Below are 14,887 nucleotides of genomic sequence, written 5' to 3' on the forward strand. Positions count from 1 at the left end.
CCGGTACGAGGCTGGCGGGGCCCTGACGATTGCCGTGTTGGCGCGGGTCTAGAGGCAGGCTTCCAGATAGGCCTGGTCAAAGCCGAACTGGCGCGCCTTTTCCAGCGTGTAGGGGCGCAGGCCCGAGGCGCGGAACTCACCGACGATCTTGCCGTCGTCGGTCTCGTCCAGATACTCGAATTTGAACAGTTCCTGGGTGACGATGACGTCGCCTTCCATGCCGATCACTTCGGTGATGTTGGTGGTGCGGCGCGAACCGTCGCGCAGGCGCTTGACCTGCACGATGATGTCGACGGATTCGGCGATCTGGCGGCTGATCGCTTCCTTGGGGATCTTGATGTCGCCCATCAGGATCATGTTTTCCATACGCCCCAGACACTCGCGCGGGGAGTTGGCGTGGAGAGTACACATCGAACCGTCGTGGCCGGTGTTCATGGCAGCGAGAAGGTCGAAACATTCCGCGCCGCGAATTTCGCCCAGGATGATGCGGTCCGGGCGCATACGCAGGGCGTTCTTGACGAGGTCGCCGATGGTGATGGCGCCCTGGCCCTCCAGGTTCGGAGGGCGCGTTTCAAGCGGCAGCCAATGCGGCTGCTGCAGGCGCAATTCGGCCGCGTCCTCGATGGTCAGAACGCGCTCGCCCGGATCGATCATCTTGGAGAGCGCGTTGAGCATGGTCGTCTTGCCCGAGCCGGTACCGCCCGAGATGACCACGTTCATGCGGCACGCGCCCGCAATCTTGAGCGCGGTCGCCATCTTGTCCGACATCGAGCCGAAGTCGCGCAGCATGTCGATGGTGATCGGCTTCTCGGAGAACTTACGAATCGAGATCGCGGTGCCGCGCAAGCTGAGCGGCGGGACGATCACGTTGACGCGGCTGCCGTCCTTGAGGCGGGCGTCGGCGAGCGGGGTCGTCTGGTCGACGCGGCGGCCGACCTGGTTCACGATGCGCTGGGCGATCTGGAAGAGGTGCTGTTCGTCGCGGAACTTGGTTCCGGCCAGCTGCAGCTTGCCCTTCTTCTCGATGTAGGTCTGGTTGGGGCCGTTGACCATGATGTCCGAGACGTCAGGGTCGTTGAGAAGCTCCTCCAATGGACCAAAGCCCAAGAGTTCGTCGATCAGGACCTTCTCGAGCGCGAACTGCTCGCGCCGGTTGAAGGTGATCTTCAGTTCGGCCAGCACTTCGACGATGATCGGACGGAATTCCTCGGAGAGTTCGTCCTTGGTGAGCGTCGCGGCCGCCTCGGGATCGACTCGTTCGAGGAGGCGGGGAAGGACCTGCTCCTTGATCTTGTGGATCGAGGCCTCGAAGCTGTCCTGTTCCTGGTTTTCGTGGACGGCATTGGCGCGGTCGGCGAGCCGCGACATTGCATCTTCGCGCGAATTGGGATTGCTCGGGGCCTTCTCGGCCGCAGGAGAGGACGGGGCATCGTTGCCCGGGACGGGCGCGGAACCGGGAGCCGGAGCCTGCTGGTCCTTGGCGCCTGCTCCACCCTTCAGGGGTTTGGCCACCCCGAAAGCTGGACGCGTACCCTGTCCGATCCCACTGCGCCGCCCGAATGCCGTCATCGTATCGTCAACCCTAGTATCCATGGCCCGGTCTGGCGCCGGGCGAATTTCCATGTTTCAGGTGGGAGATTAAGGTTGAAACTTTGATAACTCCCTAATGCGTCGGGAGAAGGGAGGGACTGGCAAGCCGCGCGGCGAACCCTAGATTGGGGGCATGGACAACGCGGATAAGACCTGCTGGCTGTGCCTGCGCGAACTGGGACGAAAGGTGGAATGGCACCACCCGGTCCCCAAGAGCCGGGGAGGGCGCGTGACGCGGCCCGTCCATCCGATCTGCCATCGCACGCTGCACGTGACGTTCAGCAACGCCGAACTCGCGCGGATCGGAGAGAACGTCGAGGCGCTGCGTGGTCAGGGCGAGATCGCACGCTTCCTGGCCTGGATATCGAACAAGCCTGCCGATTTTCACGCGCCCACGCGGCGGAAGAAATGACATTGTGGGAGGTGCGCTACGGAAGGAGTAAGATAATAGGTCCGAGGGCCATCGCCCTCGGGCTCCCCAAACTGTCTGGGTCACCTTTCGCACGCAGCCTTGGCTGATAATGGTGAGGTCGCCAATTAAGGGGGCTAGGGGTAATGGCCCCTTGGAAATTTCCGGCTTCAGAGCTGGATGCGAAAAGGGCGCCGCCGGAAGTCCGGGGCGCCCTTTTCGCGTAAGATGGCGAGATGATCGCGGAAGGATCAGTTCTCGACGTGTTCGGCCAGGACGGTCAGGCCCTTGTCGCCGACTTCGGCAAAGCCGCCCGAGATCACGATCTCTTCGGGAATGCCGTTCTCGGTCTTGTAGACCTTGATCGCGCCATCGGCGACGGTCGACATGAAGGGGGCGTGACCGGCAAGAACACCGAACTCACCTTCGGTGCCGGGGACGACGACCATGTGGACGTCCTCCGAGCGAACGAGCTTCGCCGGCGTCACGAGTTCGAAATGCAGTGCCATGATGCGTTTCCTTGCGCTTGGAAGAGGGCCCGAGGGGCGGGAATGGCCCTGTCGGGCATGCCTTCAGGAAAAGGCTGGACCCGGCACCTGAACCTTGCGGGACGGTGCCGGGCTCCGAGCGAATTCCTTAGGCGTCTTCTGCCAGCTTCTTCGCCTTGGCAACCGCTTCCTCGATGCCGCCGACCATGTAGAAGGCCGCTTCGGGGAGGTGGTCGTATTCGCCTTCGACGACGGCCTTGAACGACTTCACGGTGTCTTCGAGCTGGACGAACTTGCCCGAGATGCCGGTGAAGACCTCGGCGACGTGGAACGGCTGCGAGAGGAAGCGCTGGATCTTACGGGCGCGGGCGACCGTCAGCTTGTCCTCTTCCGAGAGCTCGTCCATGCCGAGAATGGCGATGATGTCCTGCAGCGACTTGTACTTCTGCAGGATTTCCTGGACGGCGCGGGCGGTCTCGTAGTGCTCGGTGCCGACAACGCGCGGTTCGAGAACGCGGCTGGTCGAGTCGAGCGGGTCGACGGCCGGGTAGATGCCCAGCTCCGAGATCGCACGGTTGAGCGTGGTCGTCGCGTCAAGGTGGGCGAACGAGGTAGCCGGAGCCGGGTCGGTAAGGTCGTCCGCGGGGACGTAGATGGCCTGGACCGAGGTGATCGAGCCCTTGGTCGTCGAGGTGATGCGCTCCTGCAGCTGGCCCATGTCGGTCGACAGGGTCGGCTGGTAGCCCACGGCCGAAGGAATACGGCCAAGGAGAGCCGACACTTCGGCGCCAGCCTGGGTGAAGCGGAAGATGTTGTCGACGAAGAAGAGAACGTCCTGGCCTTCCTGGTCACGGAAGTACTCGGCCATGGTCAGGCCCGAGAGCGCGACGCGGGCACGGGCGCCCGGGGGCTCGTTCATCTGACCGAAGACGAGGGCGACCTTCGAGCCGTCGGAGATCGCGTTGCCTTCGGCGTCCTTGGCGATAACGCCAGCGTCGAGGAACTCGTGGTAGAGGTCGTTACCTTCACGGGTACGCTCACCCACACCGGCGAACACGGACACGCCGCCGTGGCCCTTCGCGATGTTGTTGATGAGCTCCTGGATGAGCACGGTCTTGCCCACGCCAGCGCCGCCGAACAGGCCGATCTTGCCGCCCTTGGCGTAGGGAGCGAGAAGGTCGATGACCTTGATGCCCGTCACGAGGATGGCCGCTTCGGTCGACTGCTCGATGAACGGGGGCGCTTCGGCGTGGATCGCCGCGTGCATGTCCGAACCGATCGGGCCACGTTCGTCGATGGGATCGCCCACGACGTTCATGATGCGGCCGAGCGTCTTGGGGCCAACCGGCACCGAGATCTGCTTGCCGGTCGAGGTCACGTTCTGGCCGCGGGTGAGGCCGTCGGTGCCGTCCATGGCGATGGTGCGCACGGTGTTCTCACCGAGGTGCTGCGCGACTTCGAGAACCAGCTTCTGGCCGTTGTTCTCGGTCTCGAGCGCGGTGAGGATGGGGGGCAGTTCGCCTTCGAAGATGACGTCGACGACGGCGCCGATGACCTGGCTGATCTTGCCAGCGGTAGTCTGGTTAAGCACGGGTGCAGTGGCCATTTGAGGTTTCCTTGCCTGCGATGTCTTAGAGCGCTTCCGCGCCCGCGATAATTTCAACGAGTTCGGTGGTGATCGCGGCCTGGCGGCTGCGGTTGTACTGGATGGTCAGCTTCTGGATCAGGTCGCCTGCGTTGCGCGTGGCGTTGTCCATGGCCGTCATCGACGCACCCTGTTCGGATGCGGCGTTCTCCAGCAGGGCACCGAAGAGCTGGGTCTTGAGGTAACGCGGCAGCAGCGCGGCGAGGATTTCTTCCTCTTCCGGCTCATACTCGGTCACCGCGTCCTGACCGGCCGTCGCAGCGGCAGCCTCAGGCGTGGGAACGGGGATGATCTGCTGACCGGTCGGCTCCTGGACCAGCGCCGAGCGGAACTTCGCGAAGAACAGATGCGCGACGTCGAACTTGCCCTTTTCGTAGAGGGCAACGAGTTCGTCCGCGATCTTCTCGGCTTCGTCGAAGCCGGGATTGCGCACGTCGGTCGTGTCGAACATGTGCTCGATCTGCTTGGGGAATTCGCGCTTGATCACCGCGCGGCCCTTGCGGCCCACGAGGTAGAACAGCACGGTCTTGCCCTCAGCTTCGAGCTTGCGCGCCTTCTGGACCGCGGCCTTCACGATGTTCGAGTTGAACGCGCCGCACAGACCCTTGTCCGAGTTGGCGACGACAAGGAGATGAACCTGGTCGCTGCCGGTCCCAGCCAGGAGCTTGGGGCTGTTCTCGCTGATCGTGACCTTGCTCGCGAGCGAGCCCATCACCTCGGCGAGGCGAGCGGCATAGGGGCGCGCCTGTTCAGCGGCTTCCTGTGCCTTGCGCAGCTTGGCCGCGGCGACCATCTGCTTGGCCTTCGTGATCTTCTGGGTCGACTTGACCGAGTTGATCCGGCCCTTGAGTTCCTTGAGCGATGCCACTCAATTTTCTCCATTCGTCATCCCGGACAGAGCCGGGATCGTGTGCGGCAGGACTTGCGTCGTGCCGGGTGCGGCCCCGGCTTTCACCGGGGCGACGCAGGGCTTACGCGAAGGTCTTGGCGAACTTGTCGAGCGCGGCGACGGTCTTGTCCTTCACCTCGCCCTCGAACTTCTTGCTCTCGCGGATCTCGGCCAGAACCTCGGCGTGCTCCGAACGCATGAAGCTGAGCATCTCGGCTTCGTAGCGCACGACGTCGCCGACAGCGATGCTGTCGAGGTAGCCGTTGGTGCCCGCGAAGATCGACACGGTCTGCTCTTCGAACGGGAGCGGCGAGAACTGGGGCTGCTTGAGCAGCTCGGTCAGGCGCGCACCGCGGTTGAGGAGCTTCTGGGTCGAAGCGTCGAGGTCCGAGCCGAACTGCGCGAAGGCCGCCATTTCGCGGTACTGCGCGAGCTCGAGCTTGATCGAGCCGGCAACCTTCTTCATCGCCTTGGTCTGGGCCGAACCGCCGACGCGGCTGACCGACAGGCCGACGTTGATGGCCGGACGCACGCCCTGGTAGAACAGGCCGGTTTCAAGGAAGATCTGGCCGTCGGTGATCGAGATCACGTTGGTCGGAATGTAGGCCGAGACGTCGCCCGCCTGGGTTTCGATGATCGGCAGCGCGGTCAGCGAGCCGGCACCCATTTCGTCGTTCATCTTCGCAGCGCGCTCGAGGAGACGGCTGTGGAGGTAGAACACGTCGCCGGGATAGGCTTCGCGGCCCGGGGGACGGCGAAGGAGCAGCGACATCTGACGGTAGGCAACCGCCTGCTTGGAAAGGTCGTCGTACACGATCACGGCGTGCATGCCGTTGTCGCGGAAGAACTCACCCATCGCGGCGCCGGTGTAGGGCGCGAGGTACTGCAGCGGAGCCGGCTCCGAAGCGGTCGCGGCGATGACGATGGAGTATTCCATCGCGCCGTTCTCTTCGAGCTGACGGACGATCTGCGCGACGGTCGAGCGCTTCTGGCCGACGGCGACGTAGATGCAGTAGAGCTTCTTGTTCTCGTCGTCGCTTTGGTTCGGGCCCTTCTGGTTGATGAAGGTGTCGATGGCGACGGCGGTCTTGCCGGTCTGACGGTCACCGATGATCAGCTCGCGCTGGCCACGGCCGACGGGAACGAGGGCGTCGATGGCCTTGAGGCCGGTCTGCACGGGCTCGTGCACCGACTTGCGCGGGATGATGCCCGGAGCCTTCGATTCCACGCGACGGCGCTCGGTGTACATGATCGGGCCCTTGCCATCGATCGGGTTGCCGAGTGCGTCGACGACGCGGCCGAGCAGGCCCTTGCCGGTCGGCACGTCGACGATGGTGCCGGTGCGCTTGACGGTGTCGCCTTCCTTGATCTCGGCGTCCGAGCCGAAGATCACGACGCCGACGTTGTCGGCTTCGAGGTTGAGCGCCATGCCCTGCACGCCGTTGGCGAATTCGACCATTTCGCCAGCCTGGCACTGGTCGAGGCCATGAATGCGGGCAATACCGTCACCGACGGAGAGCACCTTGCCCACTTCCGAAACCTGAGCTTCGGTGCCGAAGTTGGCAATCTGGTCCTTGATGACCTTCGAGATTTCTGCTGCGCGGATATCCATTCTAATGCCTTTCTTCAGCCCTTCATGGCCTGGGCGAGCGAATTGAGACGGGTGCGGATCGAGCTGTCAATACGCTTCGAACCGATCGTGACGACAAGGCCGCCAAGAAGGTCCGGATCGACGCTCGTCTTGATTTTTACGTTGCGGCCTTCACGCGCTTCCAGCTTCTGGCGAAGCTGCTCGACCTGCAGGTCGTCGAGGGCGTGGGCCGAAGTGACTTCGGCCGTTGCCTCGCCGCGCTGCGCAGCGGCAATCGCGCTGAAGGCCCGGATGATTTCGGGCAGGGCCGAGAGGCGACGGTTGTCCGCCAGCACGCCCAGGAAGTTCTTGCTCACCGGGGACAGGCCCAAGATGTCGGCCACGGCGTTCATCGCCTTGGCGGCATCCTTGCGGCTGACTTCGGGATTCCGAATCAGGCCGGCGAGGTCCTCGTTCTCGGCAATCGCCTGAGCGGTCTTGTCGAGGTCGCTTTCGACTGTCGTTACGGTGCCGTTTTCGCTGGCAAGTTCGAACAGCGCCGAAGCGTACCGTCCTTGCAAGCTGGCCTTGATTCCGCCGGAGTTCTCCACGCGTGTCCTATCCTTACATCGGGTGGGCTGAGGCACTGAACGGGGAACCTGTTGTGCACGTCCCCCCGGCCTGCAGACGGGGCGCGCATAGCGACGATAATGCGACTATGCAAGGCACCCCGGCACACGAGCCCACGTTGATGTGGGAACTTAGCCGCAGTCGCTGCCAAAGGGTAGCGTTCACAGTAGTCGGTGCAGTCCTGCGTGGGGGCGATATCCAATTACCGCTCGGAGGTCGCTCAGTGATCTGGAAATTCTAGGGAATTACACGGTGGTGCGTGCCAATTCGTCGTCAGGCCTTCTGAATTTCGTTGCCGGTTTGGTGGGGCGGGCGTGCCGCAAGTTGCAAATTGCAGCGCGCGGCGCGCAACTTCGCAGCTGGCAACATTATCCTTTCGTCTGGGGTGCGGTCCGGGTTGCTCGGGGAATCGGGTGAATACCAGATGAACGTGGAGACCTGGAGCGGGTGGGACGGTGCGCTGCGTTCATTCGGCCTGCAAATTCGGGACCTGTTCGTCCGTCGGAGAGTTGCCCTGCCGCTTAGACAAAGCTGTAGGGGTCGACGTCGACGTGGACGCGCACTCCCTTGGGAAAGTCGAGCGGTCCGAGCCAGGCGCGCACGATCTTCTGGAGCTGGGCCGAGCGGCGCGCGTTGATCAGAAGTCGAAAGCGGTGACGCCCGCGCAGGAGCGAGAGCGGCGCGGGGGCAGGGCCCAGTACGAGCATGTCGGGGAGGTCGGGCGCGGTGCCGCCGATGGCGCGGGCCGCATCGCGGGCTTCGGCCATGTCCTCCGAGGAGACGATGATCGCAGCCCAGCGGCCGAAGGGCGGCGCGCCCGCGTCGCGGCGGGCTTCGGTCTCGGCATCGTAGAAGGCGTCGCGGTCACCGGCCGCAAGCGCGGCGATGACGGGTGCTTCGGGGTGGCGCGTCTGGATGAGCACTTCGCCCGGCTTCTCGCCGCGTCCGGCTCGCCCCGCGACCTGGGCGACCTGCTGGTAGGTGCGCTCGGCCGCGCGCAGGTCGCCGCCTTCGAGGCCAAGGTCCGCATCGATCACGCCGACCAGCGTCAGGTCCGGGAAGTGGTAGCCTTTGGTCACGAGCTGGGTGCCCACGATCACGTCGATGGCCTTGTTCTCGGCCTTGGCCACGAATTCGGCGATGGCCTCGGGGCTGTTCATCGTGTCCGAGGTAATGAGGGCGACGCGCGCTTCGGGGAAGATCTCGGCGACCTCGTCGGCAATGCGTTCGACGCCGGGGCCGCAGGCGACGAGGCAATCTTTCGCGCTGCATTCGGGGCAGGCGTCGGGCACGGGTTCCTCGTGGCCGCAGTGGTGGCAGGCGAGGCGCTGGCTGAAGCGGTGCTCGACCAGCCAGGCGGTGCAGTGGCTGCACTGGAAGCGGTGGCCGCAGTTGCGGCACAAGGTGAGGGGGGCATAGCCGCGCCGGTTGAGAAACAGCAGCGATTGCTCGCCGCGCTCCAGCCGCGCCTGCATCTGCGCGACGAGGGGCTTGGCGATCCAGCGGCCCTTGTCGGGCACGTCCTTGCGCAAGTCGAGGATCTGGATGTCGGGCAGCTGCGCGCCGCCGAAGCGGGCCGGGAGTTCGATCTTGGTGTAGATGCCCGCTTCGGCCAGCTGCATCGATTCCAGGGCCGGGGTCGCGCTCGCCAGGATGATCGGCGCCTTTTCGTAGCGCGCGCGGATGACGGCGACATCGCGCGCGTTGTAGCGCACGCCCTCGTCCTGCTTGAAGGAGACCTCATGCGCTTCATCGACGATGATGAGGCCAAGATGCGCATAAGGCAGGAACAGCGCCGAGCGGGCGCCCACAACGACCTGCGCGCCGCCATTGGCCGCGCCCTTGACGATGGCGCGCCAGGCGCGGCGGCGCTCGCTGGCCTTCAGGGAGGAGTGCCACTGGATCGGGGCTACGCCAAAGCGCTCCTCGAAGCGGCGCAAGAAGTTCTCGGTGAGCGCGATCTCGGGGAGCAGGACAAGGACCTGCTTGCCGTCTTCGATGGCCGCGGCGACCGCTTCGAAATAGGTTTCGGTCTTGCCCGAGCCGGTGACCCCGTCGAGGAGGAAGGGCGTGAACTGGTTGGCCTTCACGGCGTCCACGAACGTGTCCGCAGCCTTGCGCTGGTCCTGGCTGAGCGTCGGCGCGTTGTGCTGTGGGTTGGCGGGCGGGTAGGGCTTGTCGAGATCGACGGTGATTGCCTCGAGCAGGCCCGCGCCGACCATGCCGCGTAGGACCCCCTCGGACACCGAAGCGAGTTCCGCGAGTTCGCGGATCGAGGCCTGCTCGCCGTGCAGCGCATCCATTGCCGCGGCGCGCTGGGGGGTGAGGCGCTTGGGTTCCACGCCGGTCAGGCGGTACTCGGTGGTCGTACCGCCCCCGCGCAGCGCCGCCATCGAGCCCAGCGCCATGCGCGCGACCGCAGAGAGCGGCGCGCAGTAATAGTCGGCCGTCCACTCGATCAGGCGGCGCAGTTCGGCCTTGAGCGGAGGGACGGGCAGGACTTCGAGGATTGGGCGCAGCTTGGCCTCGGGTACGTCCTGGGCTTCCAGCCGCTCGGGCTCCCAGGCAATGCCCAGGATCTGGCGCGGCCCCAGCGGCGCGATCACGATGGCGCCGGGTTCGACCTGCACCCCTTCGGGCACGCGGTAATCGAGAACGCCAAGTGCGGCATTGAAAACTAGGAGTCGAACACGGAGCATTGCCCGTGCATATAGGCACTTGAAGTGAGGCTCGGAAAGGAGTGGGTGATGCGTAGTTGGGGAATGCAGTCCAAGAGCGCGGCAGCATGCGGTGCGGCGAAAGGCCTGAACCGGCGCGATGTGCTGGCGGGCGGCGCTGCTCTGGTCGCGCTGTCTGTGCTGGGATGTGGTCTGCTGGGGAGTCAAGGCGCGCGGGCGGCGGTCGTAGCTGCGGATCAGCGGGCCGATGTCGTGCGCCATCTGCTGGCCGCGGCGGCCAAGGAAGCCATAGAGATCCTGACGAAGTCGGAAGGCTTCTGGAACAGCTCTGTCGCCCGGGTTGGTTTGCCGGACCTCTTCAAGTCGCAGCCAAGCCTCAGTGAAACGCAGAAGAGCGCGCTCATGTACGAGCAGAACCGTCTCGCCGAGGAGGCTGTTCGCGAAGTGGCGCCGCGCGCACGCGCGCCGATCGCGAAGCTGGAGGTCCCCGACACGGATGAGATCCTCAGCGGTTCGTTCACGGCCGCGACGTCCTACTTGCGCGCGCAGGTCGGGATGGGACTGATCGAGGCGATGACGCCCATTCTTGTCGAAATCCTGAAGAAACACGACGATTCCTACACGGTGAAGGTCGTGAAATCCCTGCCGGAGGTCACTCTCGCACAAGCGGCCGCGGCCATGGCCGTCGAGGCGGACAACGCGATCTGGTATGAAGTCGGCGTCCAGGAGGCGAGCCTGCGCCGCGATCCCGAGGCGAGTGGCGATCCCCTGCTGATAGCGGCCTTCGGCGACGCGTGACCCGGTCTTGCGTGGCGGAAGGCGCCCGCCAGGTGGCCGGGAAGGTCGCCGGCGGGCACCTTCCGCCGCCGGGTTCGGCAGAGTCTGGTCCGATGCGAAAGCTGCGCCTATAGGGGCGCCAGATTCGCATCCGGCCCGCACCGGGGTCGTCCCCCCAGCTTCAATCAGTTCAGGAACCCGCCATGAAGTTCTTCGTCGACACCGCCGAAATCGCCGACATCAAGGAAATGGCCGACACCGGCCTCCTCGATGGCGTTACCACCAACCCTTCGCTGATCGCCAAGTCGGGCCGTGACTTCATGGAAGTCACCAAGGAGATCTGCGAGCTCGTTGATGGTCCGGTCAGCGCCGAAGTCGTCGCCCTCGACCACGCAGGCATGATGCGCGAGGCCGAAATCCTGCGCAAGATCGCCGACAACGTGTGCATCAAGGTGCCGCTCACCGTCGACGGTCTCAAGACCTGCAAGGCGCTCAGCAGCGAAGGCACGATGGTCAACGTCACGCTGTGCTTCTCGGCCAACCAGGCGCTGCTCGCCGCCAAGGCGGGCGCCTCGTTCATCTCGCCCTTCATCGGCCGTCATGATGACAACGGCTTCGACGGCATCCAGCTGATCGAAGACATCCGTCTCATCTATGACAATTATGCCTTCGAGACCGAGATCCTCGCCGCCTCGATCCGTCACCCGATCCACCTGCTGCAGTGCGCCAAGATCGGTGCGGACGTCGCGACCATGCCGCCGTCGGTCATCAAGAACCTGTTCAAGCACGTTCTGACCGAAAAGGGCATTGAAGGCTTCCTCGCCGATTGGGCGAAGACCGGCCAGTCGATCTGATGTTTTGACTTGATGATTACTTCTCGCGAAGGCGATAGGTAATATGAATACGCCGCTGCACGCGTTTTAATACGGTGCGGCGGCGTTTTTATTTTGGGGAATAGTTTTGTTCGCGTGTAGGTGTGTTGCTTTTGCAACAGGCGCGGGCGCTCCGAAATCGTTAAAATTCTGAATTCGGGCGCTTTTGGTTTTTCCCTGCCGAACTGCTCCATTCCTGAACGGGTTTCTCCTCAGTATCCCCGATTCCTGCGGCCTCAAGCTGTGGTATCCTGCCTGCACACCTTTGGTTGATTCGCATCGATCAAGGGGCGGGGCGGCGAGATGCGCCGTCAGGTGAGGAGAGTTCAATGGCGCGAACAATCGAGGCCTACGTTGATGACCGTGGGCATCTTCATACTTCTCCATCGACGGCTGTTGTCGCCGATATTGCCGCCATACTTGGTCGCGTGGGCGACGAGGGCGGGTTGACCAGCGGCGTGGCCGCCTTGATCCTGGAAAAGCGCGAGGCCATCGAAAAGGCTTTCGCCGATTTCGACAAACTCACGGCCAATGGCGGCGAGGTGATCGACGCGAGCGATCGTCTGCGCTGGAAGGCATCGGGCGACAAGTCGCTCTGAGGCGAGTGCTTCGCCGCGCGGCCTGGATCTCCCGACATCCCGTTGGGAGGCCAGTGGCTGCGGGCTGAGACGGGCCGGGACGCTCCTGCGCGTTCCCGGCTCTTGCATCCTTGTCCGACTTGTCCGATGGATTTCCGGCTTTGGATCATGGCTCTCGATCTCAGCCTGTTTCCTTGTCCAAGTCGTTGGCATGGCGAACCTGTTTGAGGCTCGGGGCCGTATGCGCTAGCTGTCATCGCCATGTCCGACGAATCTCCAGCCGACCGCTTCAAGACCGCCCTCGCCGTAGCCTCGCGCGCCATCGCGCAGGACAACGAGATCGAGGTGAACTGGACTGCCGATACCGCCAGTTCCTCGGGCAGCCTTTTCCGCATTCCGATGCCAGGTCGCCAGGTGCCGCGCGATGCCGCGATGAAGGCGCGCGGCGAGGCGGATCGCCTTTCGCTGCGCCTGCGCTACCACAACGCCAAGTCCCACATGCGCGAGGCGCCGAGCGAACCCATCGCGCGGGCCTGCTATGACGCGGTTGAGGCGGTGCGCTACGAAGCCATTGGCAGCAACGCTTATGAGGGCATGCGCGCCAACCTCGACAGCGCGCTTGAAGCGCGCATCGCGACCGATCCCATCGCCCGCGCCGAAGCGCCCGACGAAGTGCCGATTGCCTCGGCGCTCTCGCTGCTCCTGCGCGAGCGGCTGACCGGCCAGGACATTCCCGAGGTCGCACGTCCCGGTGTCGACATGGTGCGCACCTGGATCGAAAGCCGTGCGGCCTCCGATTTCGAGGCGCTTGCCAATTCGGTGGAGGACCAGCGGGCCTTCCAATCACTCTCGCTCGACATGCTCCAGCACCTGGAGCTGACGCGCATGGAGCCGACCGACATGCCGCCCGAGGACAACGACGACCTCGACGGCGACGAAGAGACCGAGGAGCAGCAGGACGGCGAGGATGCCGGCCAGGAGCCCCAGCCTTCCGAAATGGCCGCCGAGCCCCAGATAGGCGAGAACGAGGGCGAGAGCGACGCCGAGGGCGATGCTTCCGACGACATGGAAGAAGGCCAGGAAGGCGACGAGGGCGAAGAGGGCATGATGCCGGTGCGCCCCAACCGCCAGTGGACCGACATTCCCGCCGATTTCGACTACGAGGTCTTCACCGAGGCCTTCGACGAGGTCGTGAGCGCGGCGGACCTGTGCGACGAGGATGAACTGACGCGCCTGCGCGCCTATCTCGATGCGCAGCTGAAGGGCCTCCAGGGCGTCGTCACGCGGCTTGCCAACCGCATGCAGCGCCGCCTGATGGCGCAGCAGAACCGTTCCTGGGACTTCGACCAGGAAGAGGGCATGCTCGACGCCGCCCGGCTTGCCCGCGTTGTTGTCTCGCCCGGCTCTTCGCTCTCCTACAAGGTCGAACGCGACGTCGAGTTCAAGGACACGGTCGTGACCCTGCTGCTCGACAATTCGGGCTCGATGCGCGGACGCCCGATCTCGATTGCCGCGATCAGCGCGGACGTCATGGCCCGCACGCTCGAGCGCTGCGGGGTCAAGGTCGAGATCCTGGGCTTCACCACGCGCGCCTGGAAGGGCGGCCAGAGCCGCGAGCACTGGCTGGCCAACGGCAAGCCCGCGCACCCTGGCCGTCTCAACGACCTTCGCCACATCGTCTACAAGAAGGCCGACGAGCCCTGGCGCCGTGCGCGCAAGAACCTGGGCCTGATGATGCGCGAGGGGCTGCTCAAGGAGAACATCGACGGCGAGGCGCTGCTCTGGGCGCACGAACGCCTGCTCGCCCGCCCCGAGGATCGCCGTATCCTGATGGTGATTTCCGATGGCGCGCCGGTCGACGATTCCACCCTTTCGGTCAATTCCGCCGGGTACCTGGAGGCGCACCTGCGCCGGGTGATCGAGTGGATCGAGGGCAAGTCGCCGGTGCAACTGGTCGCCATCGGCATCGGGCACGACGTGACCCGCTACTACCGCCGCGCCGTTACGATCATGGACGCCGAACAGCTGGGCGGCACCATGATCGAGCAGTTGGCCGGCCTGTTCGAGGAAGAAAAGAAAGCATGAATGTTACCGAGGCTGTCGCCAGCCGCCGCTCGATCCGCGCCTACACGGATGAGAAGGTGCCGCTCGACGTCCTGACCCGGGTTTTCGACAAGGCGCGCATGGCGCCCTCGGGTTGCAACTTCCAGCCCTGGGAAGCCACCGTTCTGACCGGTGAGCCGCTCAAGGCCCTGCAGGCAAAGCTCCTGCCCGCCGAGCGCCAGGAGCCGATCGAGTACAGCTACTCCGAACCGCAGAAGTCGGAGCGTTATCTGCCCCGCCTCCAGGAACTGGGCGCGCAGATGTACGGGGCGATGGGCATTGCCCGCGACGACAAGGAAAGCCGCAACCGTTTCGTGGAAGCCAACAAGGTTTCGTTCGGCGCGCCGGTCCTGATGCTCATCTACATGGAGCGTCTGCACGCTGCGCCGCAGTGGTCGGACGTGGGCATGTGGCTGCAGACGATCATGCTGCTGCTGCGCGAAGAGGGCCTCGATTCCTGCCCGCAGGAATGGATGAGCGACTTCGGCCGCCTCATCAAGGACCACATCGGGGTGAGCGATGAGACGCACATCCTCTTCTGCGGCCTTGCCATCGGGTACGGCGACCGTTCCGATCCGGTAAACCAGTTCGAGCGGACCCGCACGCCGCTTGAGGATCAGGTCCGCTTCGCGGGCTTCTGATCCCGGCCTGCGAGAGC

13 protein-coding genes are annotated in these 14,887 nt (G+C 64.5%); 6 read left to right on the top strand and 7 right to left on the bottom strand.

What is annotated here, in order from left to right:
* Positions 1-48: 48 nt before the first annotated feature.
* On the bottom strand, positions 49-1,569 hold the full coding sequence (locus tag MBENS4_RS17285) for a CpaF family protein (RefSeq protein WP_052322487.1): 1,521 nt from the start codon (positions 1,567-1,569) through the stop codon (positions 49-51).
* A 154-nt stretch (positions 1,570-1,723) separates the two neighbouring features.
* On the opposite strand from MBENS4_RS17285, the gene MBENS4_RS17290 reads away from it, so the two are divergent.
* Complete coding sequence (locus MBENS4_RS17290) at positions 1,724-2,002, top strand: HNH endonuclease (RefSeq protein ID WP_039393163.1); 279 nt, start codon at positions 1,724-1,726, stop codon at positions 2,000-2,002.
* A 248-nt stretch (positions 2,003-2,250) separates the two neighbouring features.
* Here MBENS4_RS17290 and MBENS4_RS17295 read toward each other — a convergent pair whose 3' ends face one another.
* The 6 genes from MBENS4_RS17295 to MBENS4_RS17320 all read right to left on the bottom strand — a co-directional run bounded on the left by MBENS4_RS17295 (position 2,251) and on the right by MBENS4_RS17320 (position 9,920).
* Entirely contained in the window at positions 2,251-2,508 is a 258-nt protein-coding gene (locus tag MBENS4_RS17295; RefSeq protein ID WP_039393165.1) for an ATP synthase F1 subunit epsilon, read from the bottom strand.
* A gap of 127 nt (positions 2,509-2,635) precedes the next feature.
* Positions 2,636-4,093, bottom strand: coding sequence for a F0F1 ATP synthase subunit beta (gene atpD, locus MBENS4_RS17300; RefSeq protein WP_039393167.1), 1,458 nt, complete (start codon positions 4,091-4,093; stop codon positions 2,636-2,638).
* A gap of 25 nt (positions 4,094-4,118) precedes the next feature.
* Positions 4,119-5,000 carry a F0F1 ATP synthase subunit gamma gene (locus tag MBENS4_RS17305; protein ID WP_039393169.1) on the bottom strand — a complete coding sequence of 294 codons (882 nt, stop codon included), beginning with the start codon at positions 4,998-5,000 and terminating at the stop codon, positions 4,119-4,121.
* Positions 5,001-5,103: 103 nt separating this feature from the next.
* Positions 5,104-6,633, bottom strand: coding sequence for a F0F1 ATP synthase subunit alpha (gene atpA / locus MBENS4_RS17310; protein WP_039393170.1), 1,530 nt, complete (start codon positions 6,631-6,633; stop codon positions 5,104-5,106).
* A gap of 14 nt (positions 6,634-6,647) precedes the next feature.
* Positions 6,648-7,202: a F0F1 ATP synthase subunit delta gene (locus MBENS4_RS17315; protein ID WP_039393171.1), complete on the bottom strand. Its 555-nt coding sequence runs from the start codon at positions 7,200-7,202 to the stop codon at positions 6,648-6,650.
* A gap of 540 nt (positions 7,203-7,742) precedes the next feature.
* The gene (locus MBENS4_RS17320; protein ID WP_039393173.1) at positions 7,743-9,920 is read right to left on the bottom strand and encodes a primosomal protein N'; all 2,178 of its coding nucleotides are present in this window, start codon (positions 9,918-9,920) and stop codon (positions 7,743-7,745) included.
* 63 nt (positions 9,921-9,983) lie between these two features.
* On the opposite strand from MBENS4_RS17320, the gene MBENS4_RS17325 reads away from it, so the two are divergent.
* The 5 genes from MBENS4_RS17325 to MBENS4_RS17345 all read left to right on the top strand — a co-directional run bounded on the left by MBENS4_RS17325 (position 9,984) and on the right by MBENS4_RS17345 (position 14,870).
* Positions 9,984-10,697: a DUF4197 family protein gene (locus MBENS4_RS17325; protein ID WP_052322488.1), complete on the top strand. Its 714-nt coding sequence runs from the start codon at positions 9,984-9,986 to the stop codon at positions 10,695-10,697.
* A gap of 182 nt (positions 10,698-10,879) precedes the next feature.
* Positions 10,880-11,530, top strand: coding sequence for a fructose-6-phosphate aldolase (gene fsa, locus MBENS4_RS17330; RefSeq protein WP_039393175.1), 651 nt, complete (start codon positions 10,880-10,882; stop codon positions 11,528-11,530).
* Between the two features lie 347 nt (positions 11,531-11,877).
* The gene (locus tag MBENS4_RS17335) at positions 11,878-12,147 is read left to right on the top strand and encodes a hypothetical protein (protein WP_039393177.1); all 270 of its coding nucleotides are present in this window, start codon (positions 11,878-11,880) and stop codon (positions 12,145-12,147) included.
* A gap of 240 nt (positions 12,148-12,387) precedes the next feature.
* Positions 12,388-14,211 (top strand): cobaltochelatase subunit CobT, encoded by a 1,824-nt coding sequence (gene cobT / locus MBENS4_RS17340; protein WP_039393179.1) that lies wholly within the window; start codon positions 12,388-12,390, stop codon positions 14,209-14,211.
* A complete protein-coding gene (locus tag MBENS4_RS17345) occupies positions 14,208-14,870 on the top strand; it encodes a nitroreductase (protein ID WP_039393182.1) in 663 nt (220 codons plus the stop codon). Before cobT ends, MBENS4_RS17345 begins: the two co-directional genes overlap by 4 nt.
* Positions 14,871-14,887: the final 17 nt, after the last annotated feature.

Source organism: Novosphingobium sp. MBES04 (genome assembly GCF_000813185.1).
In the GTDB taxonomy this organism is placed as follows: domain Bacteria; phylum Pseudomonadota; class Alphaproteobacteria; order Sphingomonadales; family Sphingomonadaceae; genus Novosphingobium; species Novosphingobium decolorationis.

Coding starts and splice junctions, on each gene's coding strand:
- MBENS4_RS17285 (WP_052322487.1), bottom strand. CDS start 1,569: ATGACGGCATTCGGGCGGCGCAGTGGGATCGGACAGGGTACGCGTCCA.
- MBENS4_RS17290 (WP_039393163.1), top strand. CDS start 1,724: ATGGACAACGCGGATAAGACCTGCTGGCTGTGCCTGCGCGAACTGGGA.
- MBENS4_RS17295 (WP_039393165.1), bottom strand. CDS start 2,508: ATGGCACTGCATTTCGAACTCGTGACGCCGGCGAAGCTCGTTCGCTCG.
- atpD (WP_039393167.1), bottom strand. CDS start 4,093: ATGGCCACTGCACCCGTGCTTAACCAGACTACCGCTGGCAAGATCAGC.
- atpA (WP_039393170.1), bottom strand. CDS start 6,633: ATGGATATCCGCGCAGCAGAAATCTCGAAGGTCATCAAGGACCAGATT.
- MBENS4_RS17320 (WP_039393173.1), bottom strand. CDS start 9,920: ATGCTCCGTGTTCGACTCCTAGTTTTCAATGCCGCACTTGGCGTTCTC.
- MBENS4_RS17325 (WP_052322488.1), top strand. CDS start 9,984: ATGCAGTCCAAGAGCGCGGCAGCATGCGGTGCGGCGAAAGGCCTGAAC.
- fsa (WP_039393175.1), top strand. CDS start 10,880: ATGAAGTTCTTCGTCGACACCGCCGAAATCGCCGACATCAAGGAAATG.
- MBENS4_RS17335 (WP_039393177.1), top strand. CDS start 11,878: ATGGCGCGAACAATCGAGGCCTACGTTGATGACCGTGGGCATCTTCAT.
- cobT (WP_039393179.1), top strand. CDS start 12,388: ATGTCCGACGAATCTCCAGCCGACCGCTTCAAGACCGCCCTCGCCGTA.
- MBENS4_RS17345 (WP_039393182.1), top strand. CDS start 14,208: ATGAATGTTACCGAGGCTGTCGCCAGCCGCCGCTCGATCCGCGCCTAC.